Genomic DNA, 25,565 nt, shown 5'->3' with positions numbered 1-25,565 from the left:
AGGAGTGCACCCATGCGCCGTTTCGCCTTCTTCGCTCCCCTTGCCGCCGTGACGCTTGTTGCCGGTGCCGCGGTCGCGCAAAGCCCCGATGTCTCCGTCGTGCTCGGTCCGGACCTTGTCAAAAAGGCCGATGAACTGGGCGAGCGCGACCTGCTGCAGCAGGCCGATCAGTTGGCCGTGACCGTCGAGCGCGCCCTCGCCCGGGAGCAGGCCCTTCCGGGGGCCACCATCTCACTGGTTCTGGTCGACATCCGCCCGAACCGCCCGACCTTCGCACAGCTGGCGGCCCAGCCCGGGCTGGACGGCATGCGTAGCCGCAGCATTGGCGGGGCTACGATCGAGGGAGAGGTCACCCTGGCCGACGGCACCCGCTATCCGGTCCGCTATGACTGGTATTCCTCGACGCTCGCTGAGGTGAGAGGCTACACGACCTGGCAGGATGCCGGTCATGCCTTTGACCGCTTCGCGCGCCGCCTCGCGACCGGCCGCCTAGCGGGATAGCTCACGGGCACGGGCCACAGCGGCGCTGACGGCGGCAGCCACGGCCCGCTCGGCGCCGCCGTCGGCCTCCAGCGCATCCAGACCGGCGCGGGTCGTGCCGCCCTTGGAGGCGATGCGTTCGATGGCGTCCTCAAGGCTCTGACCGTCCGAGACCCCAGCGGCAGCGGAGCGCAAGGCCCCGCGGGCCAACCGTACGGCGGCGTCCGGGGTCAATCCTTCGACCTCCCCCGCCCGGGCCAGGGCCTGAACGAAGGCATAGATGAAGGCCGGGGCCGATCCCGCCACCCCCGTCGCCGCGTCCAGCAGATTTTCGTCTTCCAGCGGCACCACATCGGCCATGCCCTCGAACAGGGCCGTCGCCATGGTGCGTGCCTTACTGTCAGAGGCATAGAGGCCCGCCACACCCTGACGCTGGGCCACCGCCGTGGTCGGCATCAGGCGCGCGACCGGGCGCCCCCCCGCAGCCTGACGGATATCGTCCAACCGCACACCCGCCATCACCGAAGCGACCACCGTGTCCTCGGGGATCACATCGGCAAAAGGCTGCAGCGCCTCGCGCCAGACGGCCGGCTTGACGGCCAGCACCAGTATGCCGACGCCCGTCATCCGGTCCGGTGACGGATTGATCATGGCACCCGCCGCCCGGGCTTGATCGGTAGCGAGGGTCTCATGCCTCGCGATGATGGTCAGCCGGTTCGCCTTGAACCCCGGGGTCGCCAGCCAGCCCTCGACGAGGGCCGAGCCCAGACGTCCACACCCGATCAGGCCAATGTCGACGTCCATGGAAAAGGTGTCGGTCATGCCGTCTCCACGTCGGCGAAGGCCCAGCGGGGCCCTTCAGCAGGGTGGCGTGCCTAACATGGCCCGCTGCGGACCATCAAACCGAAAGGATCGGATCAGGCGGTGCCGACCGTCTGGAACATGCAGGCGTCGATGGCGTCCTGGGGCTTGCGCCCGCCGCGCACGAGGTAGTCAAACGCGGGGAAGTAGCGGTCGGCAGCATCGATGGCCGCATCGATCATCGAGGCCGCCTGCGACAGGGTCGGACGTTCGCCGTGCGGCAGGGCAAGCGCGTGACGGAACACGATCTCCTGATCCTCGCTCCACAGTTCGAAATGGCCCAGCCAGGTGCGCTGGTTGATCAGGCTGATCAGCTCATGCAGGGCCGGGCGACGCGTCTTGCCGACACGCAGGTCCAGCGCACAGCACAGTTGCAGGCAGTCCCCCTCGGGACGCCAGGCGAACCACAGCTCATAGTCTTTCCAGTCGCCGGCAAGGGCGAAAGCCAGATCGCCGTCCGCCGTCCGGTCAAACGGCAGATTTTCCGCCGTCAGAACATGTTCGACCACATCGAGGGGATCGAAGGCCATTTCCGCCTCGTCCGGTCTGACCATGTCCATTCAGAGAGTCCTGTCTTTCAGAAGGTTACCGGGAAGACCCCGGGAATCGCCCTCAGCACGCTGACGGTAGGCCTGTTCGCGGATTCGGCTCAACCGGCTGCGTCCCCGGGGGGAAGATCGCCTGTGGACGTTCCCTTTTGAGGCTTGTTGCGGCTGCGTTTGACGGGGTCGGCGTCGCCCCCCTTCAGCGCGGCCAGTTCGGCGCGCAGAGCCCTGACCTCGGCCCTCAGCGCCTCGAACTCGTCGCGACGCACCAGATCCAGTTCGGCGACCATGCGGTCGGTCTGGGCCCGCATCGCGGATTTGGCTTCCTCGCCGGCCGCCTGGGCCAGGCCCATGGCACCGGTCGACAGCCGTGCCAGTTCGTCGAGAAGCGGATTGCGGGTCTGCATGGAAGCCTGCCTTGATGTCTGTCCCGACGCTGGGCTGCGCCGGTTTCCAGAGAGTTAATGAAATCTTGCGTCGGTGACGTCCATGTGGCCGATCGACCCGACCGCCGCAAACCCCCATCGTCAATTCTTGCAAGACGCCCCCGGCCCGTCTTGCTAAAGGCGAGGCAACGCTGATCACATCAAGGACGCCCCGTGCCCTTTCCCGAGTTCGATCCGGTCCTGATCTCCATCGGCCCGTTTCCGCTGCGTTGGTACGCCCTGGCCTATATCGCCGGCCTCGGTCTGGGCTGGTGGTATGCCTCAAAACTGGCAAAGACGGTCCCGATCTGGTCGCCCGGGCGGCCGCCCGCCACCCAGAGTCAGATCGATGACCTGGTCCTTTGGATCGCCCTGGGCGTGATCCTCGGCGGGCGACTGGGCTATGCCCTCTTCTACAAGCCGTCCCTCTATGCCCAGCTGTTCACCGGCGAGGGCTGGTCGCGGCTGGAGTTGTTCCAGATGTGGAGCGGCGGCATGTCGTTCCACGGCGGCCTGATCGGCGTCACCCTCGCCATCATCTGGTTCGCCAACCGGCAGAAGATCAACCTGCTCAGCCTCGGTGATCTGGTCGCCCCCGTCGTGCCGATCGGCCTGTTCTTCGGGCGCATGGCCAACTTCATCAATGGCGAGCTGTGGGGCCGCACCACCGATGTCCCCTGGGCCATCCGCTTCTGTAACCAGACGATCTACAACACCTATGGCTTCTGCCCGGCCGGCGATGTGCCCCGCCACCCCAGCCAGCTCTATGAGGCGGGGCTGGAGGGCCTGCTGCTGTTCGCCATCCTGACTCTCGGCGTCTGGAAGATGAAGCTGCTGACCAAGCCCGGCTACGTCACAGGCCTGTTCCTGCTCGGCTATGGCCTCAGCCGCGCCGTGCTGGAAACGGTGCGCGAGCCTGACACCCATATGCCCGACGCGCTTCAGGGCGTGGTCACCATGGGCATGCTGTTGTCCATACCGATGATCCTGCTGGGCGGCTGGCTGATCTGGCGTGCATGGAGCCGTCCGCCGGTCGGCGCGAACTCCTGAGCGGCCCGGCGCAAGCGGCGAACCTGAAGGGGCGGCTCCAGCGCGAGATCACCCTGACCGGCCCGCTGAACGTCGCCGACTATGTGACTCGTTGCCTGCATGATCCGCTGGGCGGCTATTATGCGACGCGCCCGGCCATCGGACCGGACGGCGACTTCCTGACCGCGCCGACCGTCAGCCAGATGTTCGGTGAATTGATCGGCCTGTGGCTGGTCGAGACCTGGTCGCGGATGGGCGCGCCGTCCCGCTTTCAACTGGTCGAGGTCGGACCGGGCGACGGCACCCTGATGGCCGACATCCTGCGCGCCGCTCGCGTGGTCCCGGCCTTTCTCGACGCCTGTGATCTCACTCTCATCGAGCCGAGTGGCCCGCTGCGCGCCCTGCAAAAGGAGCGGCTGGCCGAAGCCCCTGTCACGCCCCGCTGGGCCGACAGGCTGTCCGGCGTAGACGGCGAAGGTCCCGTCCTTCTGGTCGCCAATGAGGTGCTGGACTGCCTGCCCGCCCGCCAGTTCGAGCGCACCCCCGACGGCTGGGCCGAGCGCATGGTGGGGCTGGATGCCGAGGGCGAGCTCGCCTTTCGCCTCGGACCGGTCGGTCCGGGCTTCTCGCCCCCCGGCCATGACGTCCAGCCCGGACAGGTGGTCGAACAGTCGCAGGCCCAGCGTGCCTTTGCCGGCACCGTCGCCGATCTGCTGAAGCACCATACCGGCGCCGCCCTGCTGATCGATTATGGCCGCGACACGCCGGGCCCGGGCGATACGCTTCAGGCCCTGTCCCGCCATCAGAAGGTCGATCCGCTGGCCACGCCCGGTCAGGCCGACCTGACCCAATGGGCCGACTTTCCGGCGGTTCTCGCGACCGCGCGAGCCGCCGGCGTGACGACCGCCCCCCTGCTCACCCAGGCCGAATTCCTGACCCGGCTGGGCCTTCCCGTTCGTGCCGATCGGTTGAAGGCCAGCCAGCCCGGGGCCGCCCCCCTGATCGACCGCCAGGTCCAGCGCCTGACCGCCCCGGACCAGATGGGCACCCTGTTCAAGGTCGCAGCCCTCTACGGCCCCGACACCGTTGCCCTCCCCGCCTTCGAGGTTGCCCCATGACCGACCTGCCCACGCCGATCACCCATCCGCTGCTGGATATCCCGGGCATCCGCCACGGCTTCTTCACGCGGGAGGGCGGCGTCTCGACCGGGATCTACAGGGGGCTGAACACGGGGGTCGGCTCAAGCGATGATCCCGAGGCGGTGCGCGAAAACCGCGCGCGCGTGGCGGCGGCCATGGGCGGCACGCCCGCTGACTTCGCCGCCTGCTACCAGATCCACTCCGACATCGTGCATATGACCGACCAGCCCTTCGGTGACGAGCGGCCCGAGGGTGACGCCGTGATCGCCGTCGAGGAAGCGGGCATCCTGTGCGCCGTCCTGACCGCCGATTGTGCGCCCATCCTGATCGCCAATCCCCGCGCCGGGATGGTCGCGGCGGTCCATGCCGGCTGGAAGGGCGCGGTCGGCGGCGTGATCGAAACTACCCTGCGCGCCATGAAGGAAGGCGGCGCCGAGCACGACCAGACCATCGCCGTCGTCGGCCCGACCATCGCCCAGGCCTCCTATGAGGTCGACGAGGTCTTCGAGGAACGGTTCCTGCGCCAGTCCTCCGGCTCGGGCCAGTTCTTCGTCATGGGCAAACAGCCCGACAGACGTCAGTTCGACCTGCCGGGCTATGTCATATGGAAGCTGGAGCGCGCGGGCGTCGGCCAGATCGCCTGGACCGGCCATGACACCCTGCCCGACCCGGACCGCTTCTATTCCAACCGCCGCGCCCACCTGAGCGGCGAGCCCGACTTCGGCCGGATGATGAGCGTGATTACGCTGGAGTAGGCGTCAGCCCGCCATCGCCATGTCGGGCGTGCGGACCACCTCACGCCAGGCCTCCGGGCGGGCCAGCAGTGCCCGGACCAGCATATTGTTGACCGCGTGGCCGGCCTTGTAGCCTTCGTAGCGGCCCAGCAGCGGGCCACCCAGCACATAGAGGTCGCCGATGGCGTCCAGCGCCTTGTGCTTGACGAACTCGCGCTCCATCCGCAGGCCGCCGGTGTTCAGGATCTGGTCGCCGTCGATGACGACTGCATTCTCAAGGCTGCCGCCGCGGGCCAGACCGGCGCGGCGCAGGGCCTCGACCTCATGGGCAAAACCAAAGGTGCGGGCCGCCATGATGTCACTGCGGAAGGTCGCCTCGTCGACGACGAAATCCACCACCTGATTGCCGATCACCGGCGTGTCGAAATCGATCTCGAAGCGCATTTCATAGCGGTCGCAGGGCAGCAGCCGCGCGTGCTTGTCGCCCTCGGTCACCTCGACCGGCGACAGGATCTCGATAAAGCGCAGCGGCGCGGCCTGATTGCGGAACCCGGCCCGGTCCAGCAGCTGCACGAACGGCAGGGCCGAGCCGTCCAGGATCGGCAGTTCGGGGCCATCCACCTCGACCACGGCATTGGAAATGCCCAGCGCGCAGAAGGCCGCCATCAGATGTTCGATGGTCGACAGGCGCACGCCGGCGCCATTCTCGATCATGGTGTTCAGGCGGGCCTCGACCACGGCCTGACCCGAGACGGGAATACGGTTGTCACGATCCGTCACATCGGTGCGCACGAAGACGATACCGGTCCCCGTGGTCGCCGGACGCACGGCCAGACGCACACGCTGGCCCGTGTGCACGCCGACGCCGGCGATGATCGCCGGGGCGCGCAGGGTCTGTTCGAGATGATCGGCTTTGACCGGGCTCACGAAACGTCCACACAGAGGCCGGGCGGAACTGCCCGACGACACCTCTATGGGTTGGTTGACGAGACGAAAACCAAAGTCAGGTTTCGGATTGTTTCGATGCGGTTACGAACGCCCGGATCCCGGACGTTCGCACCGTGACATCAGTTGGCCAGACGCCTCAGAAACGAAGGGATTTCCAACTCATCTTCCTCGGCGGAGGTTTCCGGCTCGGGCGTCTTCAGGGCCGAGTTGCCAGACAGGCGCATGGACCGGGGCTCGGGCCGGGCTTCCGGCGCATAGGGGGCGGGCTCCGGCGCGCGCTTGCGGCCGAACAGGCTCCAGCCCGACTTGCGGTGGTGATCACGGTCGTCCCACTCGGGCTCGGGTTCCGGCTGGCGTTCGGCGCGCGCAGGCTCGCGGGCCGGCTCCATATAGAGGTCACCCTGGACGGGGCGCGTCGCGGCGCGAGGCGTATGGTCGGCTTCATACTCCTCGACCCAGGGGTCGACGATGGGCTCAAGCGTGCGCGGCTCTTCTGCCTTCATGACCGGCTCCGGAGCCTGGGGCTGCGGGGTCACGCGCGGCTCGGGCGCGCGGACCGTCGGCTGGAAGGTCGGGGTCACCGGGGCCGGCTCGGCCGAACGGATGACCGGCTCAGGCTGACGGACCGGTTCACGCACGGGGGCCGCCGGACGGGTCGGCGCGACGGGGCGCGAGAGAGTCGAGGGCGGGGTCTGGGCCATGACGCCCTCGTCCATACCGGTGGCGACCACGGAGACGCGGATCTTGCCATCCAGCGCCGGATCGAAGGCGGCGCCGAAGATGATGTTGGCGTCGGGGTCGACCTCGGCCGAAATTGCGTTGGCGGCCTCGTCGACCTCCAGAAGGGTCATGTCCATGCCGCCGGTGATGTTGACCAGCACGGCCTTGGCCCCCTTCAGGCTGGTTTCGTCCAGCAGCGGGTTGGCGATGGCGTTCTGGGCCGCCATCAGGGCGCGATCGTCGCCCTCGGCCTCGCCCGTGCCCATCATGGCCTTGCCCATTTCGGACATCACGGCGCGCACATCGGCGAAATCGAGATTGATCAGGCCGGGCAGGATCATCAGGTCGGTAATCGAGCGCACGCCCGAGTGCAGCACCTGGTCGGCCATGCCGAAGGCATCGGCAAAAGTCGTGCGCTCATTGGCGACGCGGAACAGGTTCTGGTTCGGAATGACAATCAGGGTGTCGACATAGCGCTGCAGCTCGGCAATGCCGGCCTCGGCCAGACGCATGCGGTGGCGGCCTTCAAAGGTGAAGGGCTTGGTCACCACACCGACCGTCAGGATATTGCGGTCACGGGCGCATTTGGCGATCACCGGCGCGGCCCCGGTTCCGGTGCCCCCGCCCATGCCGGCGGTGATGAAGACCATATGCGCCCCCTCGAGGTGCGTAGCGATCTCGTCGGCGGACTCCTCGGCGGCATTCATGCCGACTTCGGGGTGGGCGCCCGCGCCCAGGCCCTGGGTGATGGTTTCGCCCAGCTGGATCCGGCGGTCGGTCTTGGCAAAGCTCAGATGCTGGGCGTCGGTATTGGCGACGACGAAATCGACGCCTTCCAGACCCGCATCAATCATGTTGTTGACGGCGTTTCCGCCCGCGCCACCGACGCCGAACACGACGATGCGGGGCTTCAATTCCGTGGCTTCAGGACGCACCAGCGACAGCGACATGTGATTTTCCGACCTTCAATCCGAGCCCGCTCCCGGAAACCACTGCAAACCCCCGAATCGCATTGGTTATGAGCGGGTTAATAGAACACCCGTAAGCCTTAACAGGTGGTTACCGCATAGACTGAGTCGGGGACCGCGCCAGAGGGGTCGGATGCTCCCTGCACGCATTATTCTGGGGAGGGCGACCCATGATCGCCGGATAGGGGCAAAGAAAAAGGGCGGCTCTCGCGAGCCGCCCTTTCCGTTCTGGATCGGAAAATCCTTACCAGGGACGATAGTTCAGACCGATGAAGAAGCGACGGCCCCAGGCATCGAAGTTGTTGTAGAGCGTGCCCTGCAGATAGGGGTTTTGCTCGTTGTCGAAGGCGTTGACCACACCGGCGCGGACCGACAGGTCGTCCCGCACATTCCAACGGACCGTGAAGTCATGCCGGGTGAAGGCACCCGTCTTCAGCGCGTCGGTCGGGATATTGTCGATGTTCGACGCGATCGAGAAGGGGTTGAAGATGTGCTGCGACGTTTGCCAGTCGGCCGTCCAGTTCACGCTCCACACATCGTTCGGGGCGTAGGTCAGCGACGAGGTGTAGCGAACCCGCGGGAAGTACAGGTTGCCCGCCGACGAGGTGTGCGCCTCAGGGTTGGCCGAGTCGAGGTAGGACTCCTGGCGGATCAGCCACAGGCCGTTGATGCTGTAGGAGAACCGGCCCCAGTCCTGACCGAACACATCATAAGTGTCCAGATTGTAGTTCAGGCCGAAGTCCAGACCCTCGGTCGCCAGCTTGGCGTAGTTGATCGAGCCCTGGATGAAGCCCCCGATCGGGTCGCCCGACGGGCCACCGATGTAGAACTCACGGCCCGGGTTCGGGTCGTTGCGGAAGATGGTGTTACAGGCCGCGAGGTTCAGCGACGGACCGTTCACACAGTTGGCCGCCGCCTGGGCCGCCGTGACGGTCGAGATCACATTGGTGACCTCGATGTCATAATAGTCCAGCACCATCGACAGGTTCGGGAACATGCGCGGACGCAGGATCACCGAGAAGGTGAAGGATTCCGACTCTTCCGGTTCCAGGAACGGGTTACCCGCGTTCACGCCGGCGACACCCGAGGTGTAGTTCGGGAGGTAGTCGTCGGCGGTGGTCAGGGTCGTACCACCGAAGTCATAGGACAGGGAGGTGCCGTTCGCAGCGTTGTACTGCGCCAGCAGGGCGTTGCAGTTGGCAACGCGGTTGGCACGGACTTCCGACGACAGGGCGGGGTTGGTGATCTGCGCCGTGGAGCAGGGGTCAACCACGCCGTTCCAGAAGGTCTGGGTCGCCGGCGAGAAGTTCTCGGCCAGGTTCGGCACGCGCACCGAGGTGTTGAAGCTGGTGCGGAAACCGATGTCCGGGATCGGACGGTAGACCAGGTTGACACCCCAGACCTCGACCTCGCCCACGGTGGTGTAGTCCGACTTGCGGTACGACCCGCTCAGTTCGGCATAGTCACCCAGGAAGGAGTCGCGGAACAGCGGCAAGGCCACTTCGCCGTAGAACTCGTCGCTTTCATACTCGGCACCGATGAAGTCCGGGCCGGTGTTGAGGAACAGCCAGCGGTCGCCGGTGTCGGCGCTGCGGCCGATACCTTCGGCGAACTCACGACGCTTTTCATAGCCGAGGGCCACGCCGATCGGACCGGCACCCCAGAAGTCCCAGAGCTGACCCGAGACGTTGACCAGGGTCTGCTCCGAGATGTTCTTTTCGCGGACGCGGATCGAGGCGTCGACATAGGCCAGGGCTTCCTCGGACTGATTACCCGCGCCGAAGACGTTCAGCGGGGTACATTCGGCCAGCGCCGCAGCACCCGTGGCATAGTCACGAAGGTCGGCATAACCCCAGTTGTAGTCGTAGGGAGTGCCACCCGCGGCAGCGATACGCTGGGCGCGGCAGACGATCTCGCCCGGACGGCCATTGACGATACCGGCGGTATCGACCACAGCGTCCGCGGCCAGGGCGAAGCGCAGCACATCGACGCCGCGCTCCTGGTTGACGTTGTTCATTTCACCGCGGGTGTAGCCGACATCCCAGCCCACATTGCGGAAGAACAGCAGCTGATCCAGATCACCGTCCAGCGCCACGACATAACGTTCGATCTCGCGGCGGTTGTCCTGGAAGCGGTCCGGCCCGAACATCACGTGACGGGCATAGGGGGCCGCGAACACGCCCAGGGCGGCACCCGGAGCATTGGCGGTCGGCGCCGCATAGTTGGTCGCCGTGTTGGCAGCGATCGCGTCCTTCACGTTCTGCGGCAGGAAGGCGTTGTCCGACCAGCGCAGGTCGAACGAGCTGGTGCCCCGGATGGGGTTGGTCGCCCCGGCGCCATAGGTGATGTCCAGCAGGTTGATGTCGAAGAAGGTCGGCTGCGCGATATCGAACGCATCTTCCTTCACGAACTTGTACTCGCCGCGCAGATTGACGTTGGGCAGGACAGCGAAGGTGAAGCCGGTCTGATAGCGCTGCGATTCGAGTTCAGGGAAGCGCGACGCGGTCGAGAAGTCGGCCGCGCTGACGCCGTCACCGCCGATGTTGTACGGACGCGACAGGCCGGTATTGCCGATCCGCTGGCCGAAGTTGGCCAAGCGGGCCGTGCCGGTGCCTTCCGGATACCAGAAAGTCTTGCCGGGAGCGACCGGGTAGCAGTTGGCGTCGATGCTGGCCACGTTACAGGCGAACAGGCCGCCGGTACGGGTGGGCCACGGGATCAGCGGATTGGTCAGCGGGCTGGGCTGCTGAGTGTTGTAAAGGGTGGTCTGACCCCAGCGCGGGCGATCCATCCGGTTCAGATCGCTGAACAGGAAGTTGTCCAGGAAGCCGTCCGACGGGACGGTGGTGGGGTCGGCATCAATGCCGATGAAGCGATAATCACGGTTCAGCCAGTCGACGTCGAACGAGGTGACCTGGTCAGCCTTTTCGTACTCCGCGAAGGCATAGAGGTTCAGACGGTCATCCATCAGATTGGTGCCGATCAGCGCCGAGGCACGACGGGTGGCCTTACCGCTCTGACTGATCTGACCGTAGTTGAAGTCGAGTTCCAGGCCCTCGAAGTCGTCGCGCAGGATGAAGTTCAGCACGCCGGCCACAGCGTCGGCGCCGTAGATCGACGAGGCACCGCCGGTGATGATCTCGATGTTCTCGATCAGCAGACGAGGAATGGACGAGACGTCAACCGACAGGGTGCCGCGCGACGAACCGACGTGGCGACGTCCGTCGACCAGGGTCAGGGTACGGCCGGTGCCCAGCGAGCGCAGGTTGGCGAAGTCCAGACCGCCGTCGTTCAGACCCGAACCGGTCGTGTCCGACGGAACCAGCGAGTTCGACAGGGCCGGAATGGTGGCCAGGTAGTCGATCACGGTCGACTGACCGGTGGTCAGCAGCGCTTCACGCTCGACCTGGATCAGCGGGGTGGGGGCGTTGGTCGGGTCGCGACGGATACGCGAACCGGTCACGACGATTTCTTCAACCCGCGTTCCGGCTTCCGGATCTTGAGGATTCTGCGTGGCGGTCTGAGCCAGGGCCGGAGCCGACGCCATCATGACGCCGGCCAGGATGGTCGTTCCAAAGAGATATTTGCGCTTCAACAGCATGTTGTGATGCCCCAACCAAGTGATTTGACAATACGTGACGCGGACCACGGCTCGTGACCCACGCTTCCGGATTGCACGCTAGCAGCAAAGTGGCGCGCCACAAGGCATTGTGGCCCGACTGTGACCACTCAAGGCCCCAGATGTTACAATCCGGACACACTCTCGCCATCGAAGGGAAATGTAGCAGGCCCTTTGCGGGCGGCCGCTTCAGAGATTGCGGCGCAACCAGTCGGCGGCCCGGGCGACCATGCCCCCGGCGTGCGGGTTCGGCGCATCATTGGCCGAAATCTGGCGGGTCATCAGCCTGCGGGCCGAAACCGATTCTCGCGGGCCATAGGCGGCTTTGAGCAAGCAGCCCGCCGCCGCACAGAAGGCCGGGCCCGACGCCGCATCGGCCAGATGGGGTGCCCGTTGGGGCCGACCCAGCCGCACCGGGCGGTCAAACACACGCACCGCCAGTTCGCGGACACCATTCAACTGGCTGGCCCCGCCGGTCAGCACCACACTGGTACCGGGCTCCAGGGCGATCCCGCTGCTACGGATCCGGTCGCGCAGGATCTCGAGCGTCTCCTCGACGCGGGGCGCGATGACACTTTTCAGCATGGCACGTGGCACCACCACCGCGCCCGCAGAAGGATCCTCCCCCCGGGGCGGTGCTTCCAGCAGTTCGCGGTCTTCATTGGCCGACGCCATGGCCGATCCATGCAGAGTCTTCAGCCGCTCGGCCCCGGCGCGCGAGGTCGACAGCCCCTTGGCAATGTCGCTGGTGACATGGTCGCCGCCGACATTGAGGCTTTCGACGTGCAGCAGGCTCCGATCCGCCCAAACCGTGGCCGTCGTCGTGCCACCCCCCATGTCGATGCAAAGGGCGCCCAGATCCATCTCATCGTCTTCAAGCGCTGCCAGCGCCGAGGTTACAGGCGCGGCGACCACGCCCTGCAGGTCCAAGTGCGCCAACTCGAGACAGTGGCTGAGCGACATGAAGGCCGTCTCGGCCATCGACACAACCAGCAGGTCCAGTTCCAGACTGTTGCCGCGCATGGCGCGCGGATCGCGCACACCCCGGGCATCGTCCACCGACCAGGCGACCGGCAGCACATGGATGGGACGGCGGTCCGGCAGTCGAATCTTGTCGAGCGCCAGACCGATCGCTCGCGCCAGATCGGCGTCGCTGACCGGATGAGCCCCCAGCGACACACGCGAGCGAACCCGATGGCTCTGCATCCGGCCCGCCGAGGTACTGACAATCACGCCGGTCACGGGGACGCCGGCGGCGCGCTCGGCCCGTTCGACAACATGGCCGATGGCCTGGGCGGCCCCTTCCATGTCGACGATCATGCCCTGCTGGACGCCGCGCGACTGCACATGGCCGACCCCGGCCACGCGAACGGTACGGTCGGCGTGACGCACGCCGTCCGCCTTCATGATGAAACAGGCCATCTTGGAATGGCCGATGTCGAGCGCGGCAACCAGGGGGGCGCGGCCGCTCCCCACGGCTCCGTCGAGGGTCAGCTCGGGGCGACGCGGGGCCATCAGACTCCTCCCGCCACAGGGGATTCCGCCAGATCACCCGCCAGGGCCGCGGGCCTGAGCCCGAGGGTCCCGGGCACCTTCAGGTCCACCAGTTCAAAGCCCCGCTCGAACAGATGATGGCGCTGGTCCAGTGCGTCCAGCTGGATCAGGGCCGCCTCCATGTCTTCGGCAGGCAGGCGGATAAGGCCACCGTCCTTCAGCCGGATATCCCAGCGCCGCTCATCGACGCGGATCAGGGCCTCGGTCCGGTCGCGCAGACGCGGGCGCGCCTCGATCAGCGGCAGGATTTCGGCGGCGGCCAGTTCGGCCCCCGTTCCAACGACCAGCGGCAGATGCAGATACTGACGGGGGTCGGCCCCCCGGATGACCTGGCCCTCTCCGTCTATAACGGCGACCTGTCCATTGGCCTGCCAGATCGCCAGCCGGTCGTGCTCGACCACTTCGACCAGCAGAGTTCCGGGCAGCAGGCGTACGATACGCGCATCCTTGACCCAGCTGACGGCGCGCACCTGTTCCAGCAGTGCATCCAGATCCAGCGAACTCATCGACTGGCCGGCCGTCACATCCAGCGCTGCCTGAATGGCGGGCATGGCCTCGTCAGACGCCCCCGTCACATGCACCCGGCCCAGACGGAAACCCATCCCGGCCACCATGCTGTCGACGCCGTCCGAGACGGACTGACCCACGCGCTCTGCCCGCGCGCCGGTCGCCATCAGGCCGCCGATGAACAGCACGCCGACCAGCAACGAAATCCCGACCGCGCGCGCGGACAGGTCCAACCGGCCGATCGCCGCCATCTTTGCCGGAATACCGACCGCCTGCGCCTTGCTGCGTCCTGACCTCCCGCGCGAGGCCGGAGCCTGACGTCCACGCGACGCGCCCCCGCCCTGCTGGCGCCGACCGCCGCGAACTACCGCGGGCATGACGCGTCCTCCACCATCCACCTGACCAGTTCCGGATACCCTATGCCGACATGGGCGGCCTGCTCGGGAACAAGCGAGGTCGAGGTCATGCCCGGCTGGGTGTTGACCTCCAGAAGAACGAGAACGTCCTTAACATCGTCATAACGAAAATCGGATCGCGACACACCACGGCAGCCCAGCGCCTCATGCGCCCGCTCGGACAGACGCAACGCCATCTCGAACACATCGGGCTTCAGCCGGGCCGGCAGTTCGTGCACCGAGCCGCCGGGTGCATATTTGGCCTCATAGTCATAGAACCCCTTGGTCGGCGTGATATCCGTGACGGTCAGGGCGCGCGGGCCGTCCGCCTCACCCAGCACGGCCACCGCCAGCTCGCGCCCCGCAATGAAGGGCTCGACCATCACCTGTTCGCCATAGGCCCAGTCGTCGGCCCCGACCTCCTGCGGCGGACGGTTGGCGCCCTCGGTCACCAGAAAGACGCCGACCGAAGATCCCTCGGCATTGGGCTTGATCACATAGGGCGGGACCATGACGTGGTCTCGCGCGACCTCGTGCCGGTCGAACAGGCCGCCGCCCGGCACCGGAATGCCCGCCGCCGCCAGCACGGCCTTGGACTTGGCCTTGTCCATGGCCAGCGCGGAGGCCAGCACCCCCGAATGGGTATAGGGAATATTGAGCGTCTCCAGCACGCCCTGGACGCAGCCGTCCTCGCCCCAGGCACCGTGAAGACAGTTCAGCACCACATCGGGCCGAACCAGCCCGCCCAGCACATTGGCCAAATCCCGCCCGGCGTCGATGCGGCTGACGCGGGCCACCTGCCCCTCCAGCGCGTCCGCACAGCCCTTGCCCGAGTTCAGCGACACCTCGCGCTCGGCCGACAGCCCCCCCATCAGGACGGCGACATGCAGGTCTTTCAGGGGGCGGTTCATGGGGCGGAACGGGACTCAGAGGGGGCGGCCGATCCTCCTGATCTCCCATTCGAGGTTTACGCCGAGTTTACTTTGAACGTCGGATCGCACCGCCTCGCCGAGCCCCTCGATGTCGGCGGCCGTCGCCTCGCCCGGGTTGATCATGAAATTGCTGTGCAATTCGCTGAACATGGCCCCACCGCCAGTGACGGAGAAAAATTTCCCGCGCCAGCCCGCTTCATCCACAAGTTTCCAGCTGGAGTGACCCGGCGGGTTCTTGAAGGTCGAGCCGCCGGTCTTCTCCCGGATCGGCTGGGTCTGTTCGCGGCGACTGGTGATCTCATCGATCCGGGCCTGAACCGCCTCCGGATCGTCCGGCGTGCCGCGATAGGTAGCCTCCAGCCAGAGGATATCGGCCGGCGCCTCCGAATGCCGATAGGTGTAGCCAAAGTCGGCCAGCGCATAGTCGACCCGCTCGCCCTCGCGGGTCACCCCCCGGGCCGAGACCAATACGTCCTTCGTCTCAGATCCATAGCAGCCGGCATTCATGGTCAGGGCACCGCCGATCGTGCCCGGGATGCCGGCGTAGAACTCCAGCCCGCCGATCCCGGCCTTGGCCGATGCCCGGGCCACCATGGAATCCAGCGCGCCCGCGCCCGCCGTGATGGTCTCGCCCCCGGTCGTGATCTGCGCCCAGGGCCGCCCGGCCAGCCGGATCACCACCCCCTCGACCCCGCCGTCCCGCACGATCACGTTCGAGCCGACACCCAGAACCGTCACCGGCACCCCCGGGTCCAGCGCCTTCAGGAAGCCGGCCAGATCGTCCTCGTCGGCGGGGATGAACAGCACATCCGCCGCCCCGCCCACGCGAAACCAAGTGTAGGGCCCCAGCGGCTCATTCCGGAGCAGCTTGCCGCGGACCGCAGGGAGGGTCTCTTTCCAGCCGCTCATGAATCCTCCGACTGGTTCGAGATCATGCCACTTGCACGGGGATCGCTGGCGTCGCTCTCATACTCGGGCATGCCGTCGCACAGCTGTAGCCAGGGCAGTTTCGATTCTACCCCATAGTGGGTTTCCAGCGTGACATCCTCGGGATGGTCCAGCGACCCGATGGTCACGCAGTTCCAGTCGCCCTTGTCGTAGCCGAAATAGAGCGGGGTTCCGCAGTCGCGGCAGAAGCCCCGCTGCGCCACGTTTGAACTGCGGTAGAAGGCAGGCTCACCCTGAGTCCAGGTCAGCTGGCTTTTGCGAACCCCCGTCAGGGCGGCAAAGACATTGCCCGCCGCGCGCTGGCACATCCGGCAGTGGCAGAAGTGCGTCCCTTTCGGCTTCACCGACAGGGCGTAGCGCACCCGCCCGCACTGGCACCCGCCCGTGACCGTCATCCCAGCGCCTCCAGCTGGCCCGGCAGGGCATAGGCCCAGGCGGTGATGTCGCCAGCGCCCAGCAGCACCACCAGATCGCCGGCCCTGGCCTCTTCGCGGATCAGGCGCGGCAGGGCGGCGGCGCTTTCCAGGGGGCGCACCGAACGGTGGCCAAAGCGGCGGATGCCCTCGACCAGGGCGTCCTTGTCCACGCCCTCGATCGGTTGCTCGCCTGCCGCATAGACATCGGCGACCAGCACCGAGTCGGCATCGGCAAAACAGGTCGAGAAGTCGTTCATCAGGTCGCGCAGCCGGGTGTAACGGTGCGGCTGGACCACGGCGATCACCCGGCCCGAGCCCTCGGTCTTGTGCACCACCTGACGGGCGGCCTTGAGCACGGCGGCGATCTCGACCGGGTGGTGGCCATAATCGTCAACGATCCGCACGCCATCGACCACGCCCGTGGTCGTAAAGCGCCGCTTGACCCCGCCAAAGCCCGCCAACCCCTCGCGGATCGCGGCGTCCGATATGCCCAGTTCGCGCGCCACGGCGATGGCGGCCAGGGCGTTCGACACATTGTGAGCGCCCGCCATCGGCAGGTGCAGGCCCTCCAGCACATCCGGCTCGTCCAGCGCGTCCAGCCCCTGCTTCTGGAAGGCCACGTCGAAGCGTGCACCGTCCGGGCCCATGTCGCAGTTGATCGCCCGCACCATGGCCTGCGGATTGGTGCCATAGGTGACCAACCGGCGGTTATCGATGGTCGCCACCAGCCGCTGCACCTCGGGGTGGTCCAGACAGACGGCGGCAAAGCCGTAGAAGGGTATGTTCTCGACGAAATCCACGAAGGCCTTCCGCACCCCGTCAAAGTCGCCGTAGTGGTCCAGATGCTCCGGATCGATATTGGTCACCACCGCGACCGTGGACTTCAGCCTCAGGAAGCTGCCGTCCGACTCATCGGCCTCGACCACGATCCAGTCGCCGTCGCCGACCTTGGCGTTGGTCCCATAGGCATTGATGATCCCGCCGTTGACGATGGTCGGGTCGGTACCGCCGGCATCCAGCAGGGCCGCGATCATCGACGTCGTGGTGGTCTTGCCGTGGGTGCCGCCAACCGCCACCGAGAACTGCAGCCGCATCAGCTCGGCCAGCATCTCGGCCCGCCGGACCAGCGGAATGCGCCGTCCGCGCGCCACTGTCAGCTCCGGATTGTCCGCCTTGACCGCCGTGGAATAGACGACCGCCGCGACCTCCTCGCCCACGTGGGCGGCGTCATGGCCGATGAAGATCTTCGCGCCGAGTTGCTCCAGCCGCTCGGTATTGGCCCCGGCCTTCGCGTCCGAGCCCTGCACCTGATAGCCGATCTTGAGCATGATCTCGGCGATGCCGCTCATGCCGATACCGCCGATGCCGACGAAGTGGACGGGCCCGATCGGGAAGGGAACTGGACGAAGACGTGCGATCATCGGCGCGTCATAGCGGACTTTGTCGGGATGACGCCAGACGCCCCCGCCCTTCGCTTTCGGCAACAGGGCTAACCGCCTCTTAACCCTGCGGACTCAGGATCGCCGCCTGTATCAACGGGGCCGCATTCATGTCCGACATCCAGACCGACGTCATTCTCAAGGGTGACTGCATCGAGGTGCTGAAATCCCTGCCCGACGCCTCGGTCGACGTCGTGTTCGCCGATCCGCCCTATAATCTGCAGCTGGGCGGCGACCTGCTGCGCCCGGACAATTCGCGTGTCGATGCGGTCGACGACGACTGGGACAAGTTCGACAGCTTTGCGGCCTATGATGCCTTCACCCGCGCCTGGATGGCCGAATGCCGCCGCGTGCTGAAGCCCGAGGGCTCGATCTGGGTGATCGGCAGCTATCACAACGTCTTCCGGCTGGGCTCCGCCATTCAGGACCTGGGCTTCTGGGTGCTGAACGACATCATCTGGCGCAAATCCAACCCCATGCCGAACTTCAAGGGCACCCGCTTTACCAATGCCCACGAGACCCTGATCTGGGCGGCCCGCAGCCAGGGGCAAAAGCGCTACACCTTTAACTACGACGCCCTGAAGGCCTTCAACGAAGACACCCAGATGCGCTCGGACTGGACCTTCGCCCTGTGCACGGGCGAAGAGCGGATCAAGGACGCCGATGGCAAGAAGGCCCATCCCACGCAAAAGCCCGAGGCCCTGCTGCACCGCGTGCTGCTGGCCTCGACCCGGCCCGGCGATGTGGTGCTGGACCCCTTCTTCGGCACGGGCACCACCGGCGCGGCTGCCAAGCGTCTCGGCCGCCATTACATCGGCATCGAGCGCGAGGAGGACTACATCCGCCTGGCCGAAAAACGCCTCGCCGCCGTCGTGCCCGCCAACCCCGAGGACCTCGCCGTCATGGGCTCCAAACGGTCCGAGCCGCGCGTGCCCTTCGGCGCCCTGGTCGAGGCCGGCCTGCTGCGGCCCGGCGACCGCCTCTATGCGCCCGACGGCTCGCGCGAGGCCCGCGTACGCGCCGACGGCAGCCTGATCCACGGCGACCTCACCGGCTCGATCCACAAGCTGGGTGCCCTGCTGGAAAATGCCCCGGCCTGCAACGGCTGGACCTACTGGCGCTTCAAGACCGACCAGGGCTTCAAGTCGATCGACACCCTCCGCGCCGAAATCCGCGCGGCGATGTAGGATGACCCGTTCCTCCCCCGTTTACGGGGGAGGGGGACCGCCGCAGGCGGTGGAGGGGGCGGACAGGGTACGCCGTCTCCCACCGCCTGCAGTCTGCAAATTCCGTGAGTGTGCTCGGTGCAGCCGCCCCCTCCACCACTCCGTGGTCCCCCTCCCCCGCTGCGCAGGGGAGGATCAGTAGGCCAGAGCCCGATCCAGCCCTTTCCTGAATACCGTCGGCAGGGCCGCGCGCGCCTCCGCAACCTCGCGCCAGATCAGGTCGGCCTCCCCCTCCGCCCGCATCACGATCAGCTCTAGCTCGAAATGGGTGAAGACGTGGCGGACCGTGCCGACGTTCCGCCATTCTGCATCGACCGGCTCAGCGACATTTTCGTCGCCATCCCAACCGCCCGTGGGCAGCGCCAGCATGCCGCCCAGCAGGCCCTTGTCTGGCCTCTTCACCAGACCGACCCGGCCCGCGCCATCGACCAATACCCAGACCACACCCTCGCGCCGGGGCTTTGGCACCTTGGCCATCTTTTTTGGCCAGGCCTCGGGCATGCCGCTGGCCCGCGCCTGACAGTCCCCGGCCAGCGGGCACTCGCCGCACAGGGGCGACCGGGGCCGACAGATGCGCGAGCCCAGGTCCATCAGGGCCTGGGCCCAGTCGCCCGGATCGAACGCCTCCGGCTCCGGCGTCAGGGCATCAGCCAGCGCCCGCAGTTCGGGGCGCGCCTTCGGCAGCGGCGTCTCGACGGTAAACAGCCGCGCCAAGACCCGCTCGACATTGCCGTCGACCACCACAGCCCGGCGGCCAAAGGCGATCGCCGCCACCGCCGCCGCCGTATAGGTCCCCAGCCCCGGCAGGGCGCGCAGACCCTCTTCGGTACCCGGAAACACCCCGCCATGGTCGCGCGCCACCGCCCGGGCACAGGCCAGCAGGTTCCGGGCGCGGGCATAGTATCCCAGTCCCGCCCACGCCCCCATGACGGCCTCGTCCTCTGCCGCCGCCAAGGCCTCCACCGTCGGCCAGCGCGTGGTGAAGGCTTCGAAATAGGGCGTCGCATGGGGCACGGTGGTCTGCTGCAGCATCACCTCTGACAACCAGACCCGATAGGGATCGGCCCGCGCCGCAGACCCCGGCGGCATGCGCCACGGCAGCGCCCGGGCATGAGCCCCATACCAGGACATCAGTGCCTGTCGGATCGCGGCCAGTCTGTCAGAATCGGGAGAGCTCATCGTCGCCAGCATAGGAGGCCACGTGATCCCGGGGTATAGAGACACCATGCCCCGCCCGCTGCCCACGGAAGACGAAACCCGCGAAATTCTTGCCCGCCGCAAGACGCGTCCCCTGCCGCGTCCTGCCCCGCGTGTCGGCCGGGCGCTGGAAAAGCTGATCCGCACCCTGGACGACCGCTATGGTCGTGGCGCCGAAGCGCTTGAGGCGCGCTGGCCGGAAATCGTCGGCGAACGATTGGCCGCCGTCACCCGCCCGCAGAAACTGACCCGCCCGCGCAAGGGCCCGGACGGCAAGCCAGCCGGCGCCACGCTGGAGCTGCGTGTGGCAGGCCCTGCCGCCCTGTTGATCCAGCACCAGTCCGCGGACATTCTGGAGCGGGTCAATCTGTTCCTAGGCCAGGGCGCTGTCGAGCGCCTCCGCATCGCCCAGGGACCGATCGGGCCCCGTGCCACACGCTCGCGCGCTCCCCTGACCAAGCCTGCCATCCCTCCTCCGCTCGGTGCCGCCGATGAGGCCGCGCTCAAGGCCTCGGTCTCCGCCGCCCCCGCGCCCTTGGCCGCAGCGCTCGAACGCCTGGGCCGCAGCGTGTTGAACCGGGGTCCCCGCTCGTCCTAGGACAAAACTTTGCCGCAAGGCGTCTCGACAAAGCCAAGGCTGGGTCCTAGCCAAGGACTCGCTGTATATGACCTGCCTTCCGCGCGCTGACCGTCAAGAGGATTGACCCATGTCCACCGGCAACAAGACCGCCCGTTTCCGCTTTGCCGCCATGAGCCGCCGCGCCGCCATCACGGGTGCGGCGCTGGCCGCCATGGGCACGCTCGCGGCCTGCGGCGGGTCCGAAGGCAGTCAGACGGCCCAGGGCGACATGGCCAAGGGCGCGCCCGAAGGGGCCAAGGTCACGGTCGTCGAGTACGCCTCGGTCACCTGCGGGGTCTGCGCCGCCTGGCAGGAACGCGTCTGGCCCGAGTTCAAGGCCAAATATGTCGACACCAACAAGGTTCGCTACGTCTTCCGCGAATTTCCGACGCCCCCGGCTGATGTGGCCGCCGCAGGCTTCCTCCTGGCCCGCTGCGCCGGCGAGGACCGCTATTTCCAGGTGGTCGAGGAGATCATGGCCAGCCAGCGTGAATGGCAGCAGGGCGTGCCCCCCGCAGCCACGCTCAGCCGTATCGCCACCTCGGTCGGCCTGAGCGAGGAAGAGTACCGCACCTGCGTCACCGATCCTCAGGCCTTGGCTGCCCTGGAAGAACGCATTCAGTCGGGACGGTCCGCAGGCGTGACGGGCACCCCCACCTTCTTCGTCAACGGGACGCGGGTGGCTGACAGCTCGATGGCGGGCCTCTCAGCCGCTGTCGACGCCGAGCTGGCCAAGTAGGGTTGATGCGCGCGGGCCTCGCCACACTGGCCGCCTTGGCGGTTCTCGCCCTGGGCCAGCCGGCGCTGGCCCAGCAGACCGTGCGGCCGGGCTCGCCGCCCATGGCCGCGCCCGAGCGTGTGCTGGCGGTCGATCCCGCCGATCGCACCCTTGGTCGGGACGACGCGCCCGTGACCTTGACCGCCTATCTCTCAACGGTCTGCGGGCACTGTGCCGACTGGCACGAGGCAGACTTCCCCGAGATCAAGCGGCGCCTGATCGACACCGGTCAGGTGCGGGTCGTCTGGCGGGATCTGCCCACCAATCCGCCGGAACTGGCGTTGGCGGGTGCCGTGCTGGCCCGCTGTGCGGCTCCCGAACATTACGACGATGCCCTCGGTGCCCTGTTCCGGGGTCAGGCCACCTATCTGAGAAGCGGCAATGTGGACGGCTGGCTGATCTCGGCCGCCACGGCAGCCGACCTGCCGCTCGACCAGGCCCAGGCCTGCGTCAATGATGACAGCCGTTATGCCGAAATCGAAACCCGCGCCCGGCAAGCCTCCAGCCTGGGGGTGCGCAGCACTCCGACCCTGTTCCTCGACGGTGTCGTGACGCCGGCCCGCACGGCTGATGAGATCGAGGCCGCCATCGTCGGCCGGCCGCGTCCCGCGACCCTTTCGGCCGACTGACGCTCCGGCCCGATGCAGTTCCAGCGGCTCAGGCTTGTCGGGTTCAAATCCTTCGTCGATCCGACCGAGGTGCACATCACCCCGGGGCTGACCGGCATCGTTGGTCCCAACGGCTGCGGCAAATCCAATGTGCTGGAATCCCTGCGCTGGGTCATGGGGGCCAACTCCGCCAAGGCCATGCGCGGTCAGGGCATGGACGACGTCATCTTTGCGGGCGCCGCAGACCGCCCGGCGCGCAGCCATGCCGAGGTCTCGCTCAGCATCGACAACAGCCAACGGCGGGCGCCGCAACCCTTCACCGACTCGGCCGTGCTTGAAGTGTCGCGACGCATCGACCGGGGGCAGGGCTCGACCTATCGCATCAACGGCAAGGAAGTGCGCGCGCGCGACATCCAGCTGCTGTTCGCCGATGCCTCGACCGGCGCCAACTCCCCGGCGCTCGTCCGTCAGGGTCAGATCTCCGAGCTGATCGCCGCCAAGCCCCAGAACCGGCGGCGTATCCTGGAAGAGGCCGGCGGCGTCTCGGGCCTGCACACCCGTCGGCATGAGGCCGAGCTGCGCCTCAAGGCCGCCGAGACCAACCTCGACCGGCTGGACGACATCGGCAAGGAGCTGGAAACCGCCCTCAGCCGCCTGAAGCGCGAAGCCCGTCAGGCCGAAAAGTACCGCAAGATTTCCGCCGAGATCCGCGCCCTGCAATCCGCCGTCCTGCTGGCCCGCTGGAAGGAAGCCGTCCAGGCCCGGGACGACGCGACGACCACCCTGCGCGAGGCCGAAGCCGAGGTCGGCCGTGCCGAAGTCGCCGCCGCCCACGCCCGGACCGAGGCGCTCAAGGCCCAGGAGGGCCTCAAGCCAGCGCGTGAGGAAGACGCCGTCGCCGGCGCCGTCCTCCACCGCGCCACGCTGGAGCGCGATCGTCTCGATATGGCCGAGCAGGCCGCCCGCGCCGAGGTGGAACGGCTGGAGCGTGAAGCGGCCCGCATTGCCGGCGACATCGCCCGTGAGACCGCCATGGCCGGCGATGCCGAAGGTGAGCTGACCCGTCTTTCCGAAGCGGTCGCCGCGCTCGAGGCCGAGATCGAGGCCGCACCGACCCGTGGCCCCGAGCTGGATCGCGCCCTCGAACAGGCCGAGGCCATGCGCCAGACCGCCGAGGCCGAGGTCGAGCGCCTGACCTCTGAGCTGGCCGCCGTCGAGGCCCGCGCCCGCGCCGAGTCCGCCAGGCGCGAGGAAGCCGAAACGCGGCTGGCGCGGCTTGAGGCTTCCCGCGACCAGACCGCCGCCGAGCGTGAGGCGCTGGCCCCCTCCGACAGCCCCGAACAGGCTGAGGCCGAAGCGGCGCTGGCCAGGGCCCAGGCCGATCTGGCCGCAGCCCGCGACGCCATCGAACAGGCCGAGGCCGACCGTGCCGAGCTGGCCCGAGCCGAACAGGACGCCCGCACCGCCGCTCGCACCCTCGAGGACAGGCTGGGACGCCTGCAGACCGAGGCCCGGGGCCTGGCCCAGCTTCTGGCGCGGGGCAAACGCGACCACCCGCCGGCCCTCGATTCCGTCCAGGCCGCCCGGGGCTATGAGGCCGCGCTGGCCGCAGCACTGGGCGAGGACCTGGACGCCGCCCTCGACCCTGCCGCCGCGGCCCACTGGTCCGGGGCCGAGGCCGCGCCCCCCGTCTGGCCCGAAGGCGTCACCCCCCTGACCGACCACGTCACGGCTCCCGACGCCCTTTCCGCGCGCCTCGCCTGGTGCGGCGTGGCCACTGCCGACCTGGCCCCGCAACTGGCCCGCCGCCTCCCGGTGGGGGCCCGTCTGGTGACACGCGAGGGCGACCTTTATCGCTGGGATGGACTGGTGGTCCGGGCCGAGGCTCCCCGCCCCGCCGCCATCCGGCTGGAGCAGCGCACCCGCCTGTCGGAGGTCGAGACCGAGATCGATCAGGGCCGCCCCGCGCTGGAGGCTGCCCAGGCCGAACTGAAATCCCTGACCGAGCGCCTGCGCGCTGCGGATGAGGCGGTGAAGGCCGCGCGCCTCGTGCCCTTCACCCTCGACAAGGCCGTCGCCGCCGCCCGCGACCGGGTCGAGGCTCTGGCCCGCGACACCGCCCGGCGAGAAGCGCGCGCCCAGTCGCTGGACGAGGCCCTGGCCCGTCTGGACACCGAGATTGCAGCCGCCTCGGCAGCGGTCGAAGCCTCCCGCGCCGTCGAGAGCCCCGCCACCTCTCCGGACGACCTCAGGGCCCGTGTCGCCGAGGCCCGGACCGTTGCCGAGACTACCCGCGCCGCCACCGCCCAGGCCCGCCTTGACCGCGACACAGAAGCCCGCGCCGTGGAGGGACGCACCCGCCAGCTGCATAGCCTGATCCGCGAGCGCGACGCCTGGTCCGGCCGGAGCGAGGAGGCCCGCACCCGCCTGTCCGCCCTCAAGACCGAACAGGCCCGGACGGCCGATCAGCTCAAGGTCGCGGCACAGGCCCCCGACCAGTTCACCGGCAAGCGCAATGCCCTGCTCGACACCCTGACCGCCGCTGAAGCACGCAAGAAGGCTGCATCCGACGCCCTGGCCGAGGCAGAAGCACGGGCGACCGAGGCGGATCGCGCCTCCCGCGTCGCCGATGCCGCCGCCTCACAGGCCCGAGAGGCCCGCGCCGGACTGGTCGAGCGCGCCCGTGCGACCGAGGATGCCCTGGACTTGGCCGTTAACCGGCTCCGCGAGGCCTCGCAGCTGTCTCCCGAAGCGCTCGAGGCCAAACTGTCGGAGGACGCCGTCGCCCGTCCCGCCGACGTGGCCGGCGCTGAAAGCCTTCTGGCCGGTCTGGAGCGCGAGCGCGAGCACCTCGGCGCCGTTAACCTGCGCGCCGAGGAAGAAGCCGGCGAATACGCGGACCGGCTGGAGGCCATGCGCACCGAACGCGCCGATCTGACCACCGCCATCGCCCGCCTGCGCGATGGCATCGAAGAACTGAACGCCGAGGGGCGCGAGCGCCTGCTGGCCGCGTTCGACATCATCAACGACAACTTCAAGGCCCTGTTCGAGGCCCTGTTCGACGGCGGTCAGGCCGAACTGAAACTGGTCGAGAGCGACGATCCACTGGAGGCCGGCCTCGAAATCTACGCCTGCCCGCCCGGCAAGCGGCTGGCGGTCATGAGCCTGATGTCCGGCGGCGAACAGGCCTTGACGGCCGCCGCGCTGATCTTTGCCGTCTTCCTCGCCAATCCCGCCCCCGTCTGCGTGCTGGACGAGGTCGATGCGCCGCTGGACGACGCCAATGTCGACCGCTTCTGCCGCATGCTGAACGAAATGCGCAATCGCACCGACACCCGCTTCATCGTCATCACCCACAATCCGGTGACCATGAGCCGTATGGATCGCCTGTACGGCGTCACCATGCCCGAGCGCGGCGTCTCCCAGCTGGTCAGCGTGGACCTGAAACAGGCCGAGAAGCTGGTGGCGTAGTGTCTTG

General features: G+C 67.7%; 22 protein-coding genes. 9 read left to right on the top strand and 13 right to left on the bottom strand.

Features of this window, described 5'->3' with window-relative positions:
* The first annotated feature begins 12 nt into the window (after positions 1-12).
* Complete coding sequence (locus IBJ06_RS02125) at positions 13-501, top strand: hypothetical protein (protein WP_292156868.1); 489 nt, start codon at positions 13-15, stop codon at positions 499-501.
* On the opposite strand, the gene IBJ06_RS02120 is transcribed toward IBJ06_RS02125, so the two are convergent.
* The 3 genes from IBJ06_RS02120 to IBJ06_RS02110 form a co-directional block, all read right to left on the bottom strand.
* Positions 490-1,302, bottom strand: a complete 813-nt coding sequence (locus IBJ06_RS02120) for a pyrroline-5-carboxylate reductase dimerization domain-containing protein (RefSeq protein ID WP_292156867.1) — start codon at positions 1,300-1,302, stop codon at positions 490-492. The two genes, IBJ06_RS02125 and IBJ06_RS02120, sit on opposite strands and share 12 nt — an antisense overlap.
* A gap of 95 nt (positions 1,303-1,397) precedes the next feature.
* A complete protein-coding gene (locus IBJ06_RS02115; protein WP_292156866.1) occupies positions 1,398-1,901 on the bottom strand; it encodes a YbjN domain-containing protein in 504 nt (167 codons plus the stop codon).
* An 89-nt stretch (positions 1,902-1,990) separates the two neighbouring features.
* Positions 1,991-2,293, bottom strand: coding sequence for an accessory factor UbiK family protein (locus IBJ06_RS02110; protein WP_292156865.1), 303 nt, complete (start codon positions 2,291-2,293; stop codon positions 1,991-1,993).
* Between the two features lie 192 nt (positions 2,294-2,485).
* Here IBJ06_RS02110 and lgt point away from each other — a divergent pair, with 192 nt between their 5' ends.
* Genes lgt through pgeF form a run of 3 tightly spaced genes read left to right on the top strand, consistent with a single transcriptional unit; the run spans position 2,486 to position 5,234 of the window.
* Positions 2,486-3,361: a prolipoprotein diacylglyceryl transferase gene (lgt, locus tag IBJ06_RS02105; RefSeq protein WP_292156864.1), complete on the top strand. Its 876-nt coding sequence runs from the start codon at positions 2,486-2,488 to the stop codon at positions 3,359-3,361.
* Positions 3,328-4,458 (top strand): SAM-dependent methyltransferase, encoded by a 1,131-nt coding sequence (locus IBJ06_RS02100; RefSeq protein WP_292156863.1) that lies wholly within the window; start codon positions 3,328-3,330, stop codon positions 4,456-4,458. The genes lgt and IBJ06_RS02100 overlap by 34 nt, the downstream gene beginning before the upstream one ends.
* A complete protein-coding gene (gene pgeF / locus IBJ06_RS02095; RefSeq protein WP_292156862.1) occupies positions 4,455-5,234 on the top strand; it encodes a peptidoglycan editing factor PgeF in 780 nt (259 codons plus the stop codon). Before IBJ06_RS02100 ends, pgeF begins: the two co-directional genes overlap by 4 nt.
* A 3-nt stretch (positions 5,235-5,237) precedes the next feature.
* Here pgeF and lpxC read toward each other — a convergent pair whose 3' ends face one another.
* The 9 genes from lpxC to murC form a co-directional block, all read right to left on the bottom strand.
* Positions 5,238-6,140, bottom strand: coding sequence for a UDP-3-O-acyl-N-acetylglucosamine deacetylase (gene lpxC, locus IBJ06_RS02090; RefSeq protein ID WP_292156861.1), 903 nt, complete (start codon positions 6,138-6,140; stop codon positions 5,238-5,240).
* Between the two features lie 140 nt (positions 6,141-6,280).
* On the bottom strand, positions 6,281-7,831 hold the full coding sequence (gene ftsZ, locus IBJ06_RS02085; protein ID WP_292156860.1) for a cell division protein FtsZ: 1,551 nt from the start codon (positions 7,829-7,831) through the stop codon (positions 6,281-6,283).
* 262 nt (positions 7,832-8,093) lie between these two features.
* The gene (locus IBJ06_RS02080) at positions 8,094-11,450 is read right to left on the bottom strand and encodes a TonB-dependent receptor (protein WP_292156859.1); all 3,357 of its coding nucleotides are present in this window, start codon (positions 11,448-11,450) and stop codon (positions 8,094-8,096) included.
* Positions 11,451-11,657: 207 nt separating this feature from the next.
* Positions 11,658-12,983 carry a cell division protein FtsA gene (gene ftsA, locus IBJ06_RS02075; protein WP_292156858.1) on the bottom strand — a complete coding sequence of 442 codons (1,326 nt, stop codon included), beginning with the start codon at positions 12,981-12,983 and terminating at the stop codon, positions 11,658-11,660.
* Positions 12,983-13,906 carry a cell division protein FtsQ/DivIB gene (locus IBJ06_RS02070; protein ID WP_292156857.1) on the bottom strand — a complete coding sequence of 308 codons (924 nt, stop codon included), beginning with the start codon at positions 13,904-13,906 and terminating at the stop codon, positions 12,983-12,985. The genes ftsA and IBJ06_RS02070 overlap by 1 nt, the downstream gene beginning before the upstream one ends.
* A complete protein-coding gene (locus IBJ06_RS02065; protein WP_292156856.1) occupies positions 13,894-14,835 on the bottom strand; it encodes a D-alanine--D-alanine ligase in 942 nt (313 codons plus the stop codon). The genes IBJ06_RS02070 and IBJ06_RS02065 overlap by 13 nt, the downstream gene beginning before the upstream one ends.
* Before the next feature lie 15 nt (positions 14,836-14,850).
* Positions 14,851-15,765, bottom strand: coding sequence for a UDP-N-acetylmuramate dehydrogenase (gene murB / locus IBJ06_RS02060; RefSeq protein ID WP_292156855.1), 915 nt, complete (start codon positions 15,763-15,765; stop codon positions 14,851-14,853).
* Positions 15,762-16,199 (bottom strand): GFA family protein, encoded by a 438-nt coding sequence (locus IBJ06_RS02055; protein WP_292156854.1) that lies wholly within the window; start codon positions 16,197-16,199, stop codon positions 15,762-15,764. The genes murB and IBJ06_RS02055 overlap by 4 nt, the downstream gene beginning before the upstream one ends.
* The gene (gene murC, locus IBJ06_RS02050; protein WP_292156853.1) at positions 16,196-17,641 is read right to left on the bottom strand and encodes a UDP-N-acetylmuramate--L-alanine ligase; all 1,446 of its coding nucleotides are present in this window, start codon (positions 17,639-17,641) and stop codon (positions 16,196-16,198) included. Before murC ends, IBJ06_RS02055 begins: the two co-directional genes overlap by 4 nt.
* A gap of 128 nt (positions 17,642-17,769) precedes the next feature.
* On the opposite strand from murC, the gene IBJ06_RS02045 reads away from it, so the two are divergent.
* Positions 17,770-18,846, top strand: a complete 1,077-nt coding sequence (locus IBJ06_RS02045) for a site-specific DNA-methyltransferase (protein ID WP_292156852.1) — start codon at positions 17,770-17,772, stop codon at positions 18,844-18,846.
* Between the two features lie 174 nt (positions 18,847-19,020).
* On the opposite strand, the gene IBJ06_RS02040 is transcribed toward IBJ06_RS02045, so the two are convergent.
* Positions 19,021-20,016 carry an A/G-specific adenine glycosylase gene (locus IBJ06_RS02040; RefSeq protein ID WP_292156851.1) on the bottom strand — a complete coding sequence of 332 codons (996 nt, stop codon included), beginning with the start codon at positions 20,014-20,016 and terminating at the stop codon, positions 19,021-19,023.
* A 94-nt stretch (positions 20,017-20,110) separates the two neighbouring features.
* Here IBJ06_RS02040 and IBJ06_RS02035 point away from each other — a divergent pair, with 94 nt between their 5' ends.
* The 4 genes from IBJ06_RS02035 to smc all read left to right on the top strand — a co-directional run bounded on the left by IBJ06_RS02035 (position 20,111) and on the right by smc (position 25,558).
* Positions 20,111-20,680, top strand: a complete 570-nt coding sequence (locus IBJ06_RS02035) for a DciA family protein (RefSeq protein ID WP_292156850.1) — start codon at positions 20,111-20,113, stop codon at positions 20,678-20,680.
* Positions 20,681-20,789: 109 nt separating this feature from the next.
* Positions 20,790-21,440: a thioredoxin domain-containing protein gene (locus IBJ06_RS02030; RefSeq protein WP_292156849.1), complete on the top strand. Its 651-nt coding sequence runs from the start codon at positions 20,790-20,792 to the stop codon at positions 21,438-21,440.
* 5 nt (positions 21,441-21,445) lie between these two features.
* The gene (locus tag IBJ06_RS02025; RefSeq protein WP_292156848.1) at positions 21,446-22,108 is read left to right on the top strand and encodes a thioredoxin domain-containing protein; all 663 of its coding nucleotides are present in this window, start codon (positions 21,446-21,448) and stop codon (positions 22,106-22,108) included.
* 12 nt (positions 22,109-22,120) lie between these two features.
* Positions 22,121-25,558, top strand: coding sequence for a chromosome segregation protein SMC (gene smc, locus IBJ06_RS02020; protein WP_292156847.1), 3,438 nt, complete (start codon positions 22,121-22,123; stop codon positions 25,556-25,558).
* Positions 25,559-25,565: the final 7 nt, after the last annotated feature.

This window comes from Brevundimonas sp., assembly GCF_016742135.1.
Classification (GTDB): domain Bacteria; phylum Pseudomonadota; class Alphaproteobacteria; order Caulobacterales; family Caulobacteraceae; genus Brevundimonas.
This window is presented reverse-complemented; position numbering and strand designations above follow the sequence as displayed.